Here is a 1,153-nt window from a genome sequence, read left to right as displayed (position 1 = left end):
ATTGCCGGTGACGGGCCGCGCCACGGATATGCCCCCGAGGGGTGGCGGCCAGGTCCGCATCGTCGCCAACGGCGGAATCCGCGTGGACGCGGAGCCCGACGCGATCGCACCGCCGGTACTGGAGGCGCCGCCCGAACCGGTGCCCGAGCTGACGGCCGAACCACCGGCCCTGCGCAGCTGGCGGGAGATGGTCGCGTTCGTCGCGACCTGTCGCGAGGCGATGCTGCACGGTCATCTGCGCCATTCGGCCCATCTGGTCCGCTTCGCGCCGCCGGAGGTCGCGATCCGGATCGACACGGGCGCGCCGCAGGATCTGCCGAAGCGGCTGCAGGCCCTGCTGCGCGGCCAGTATGGCGATCTATGGCGCATCGTGTCATCGCGCGAGCCGGGCGAGCCAACATTGGATGAGCAAGGCGCGGAAATCATCCACCTGCATCGTACGGCGGCGCAGGAACATCCGCTGATCCAGGCGATTTTCGAGGCCTTCCCCGATGCCACGATGGGGCAGGTCCGCGATCACAGCCTTGACGAATATGGTCTGCCGCCCGAGGAGTTGGGTCCGACCACCCTCGGCGGTGGTCATGAGGAGGCGCCGGACCTGGAGTTCGCGCCGCTGGATGCCGATCTGGTGGATGGCGACGATTTCGGATTGTCGGCGTTCTAGTATTCTGCCGCGGACAGGGTCATGTCCTGCGGTTTCGACAGGAGTATAGTGATGAAGAACCTTGCCGGCCTGATGAAACAGGCCACGCAGATGCAGGCACGCATGGAAGAGATGCAGTCCGCGCTCGAGGCCATGACGATCGAGGGCAGCGCCGGTGCGGGCATGGTCGCCGTCACGCTGAGCGGCAAGGGCGACATGCGCGCGATCCGCATCGACCCCAAGCTGGCCGATCCGGCCGAAATGGAAATGCTGCAGGACCTGATCGTGGCGGCATGCGCCGATGCGCGCGCCAAGCTGGACGTGCGTGCGGCCGACGAGATGAAGAAGATCACCGGCGGCCTGAACCTGCCGCCGGGCATGAAACTGCCGTTCTGACGCACCGGCGCGCCGCGCCATGGGCGGTCCGGAAATCGACCGGCTGATCGGAATGCTGGCGCGCCTGCCCGGGCTTGGCCCGCGCTCGGCGCGTCGGGCGGCACTGGCGCTGTT

General features: G+C 67.9%; 1 protein-coding gene and 2 pseudogenes. All 3 read left to right on the top strand.

Annotation, left to right across the window (positions count from 1 at the left end):
* Positions 1 to 664 (top strand): annotated as a pseudogene (locus tag HUK82_RS16695) (DNA polymerase III subunit gamma/tau); the annotation flags it as partial.
* 51 nt (positions 665 to 715) lie between these two features.
* Positions 716 to 1,039 carry a YbaB/EbfC family nucleoid-associated protein gene (locus HUK82_RS16690; RefSeq protein WP_218061629.1) on the top strand — a complete coding sequence of 108 codons (324 nt, stop codon included), beginning with the start codon at positions 716 to 718 and terminating at the stop codon, positions 1,037 to 1,039.
* Between the two features lie 19 nt (positions 1,040 to 1,058).
* Positions 1,059 to 1,153 (top strand): annotated as a pseudogene (locus HUK82_RS17250) (recombination mediator RecR); the annotation flags it as partial.

Source organism: Ameyamaea chiangmaiensis (assembly GCF_013376175.1).
GTDB lineage: Bacteria > Pseudomonadota > Alphaproteobacteria > Acetobacterales > Acetobacteraceae > Ameyamaea > Ameyamaea chiangmaiensis.
Note: the sequence above shows the minus strand (reverse complement) of the source record. Positions and strands in the feature narration are given on the sequence as shown.

Bases quoted from the DNA above. Each gene is read 5' to 3' on its own strand.
- HUK82_RS16690 (WP_218061629.1), top strand. From the start codon at position 716: ATGAAGAACCTTGCCGGCCTGATGAAACAGGCCACGCAGATGCAGGCA.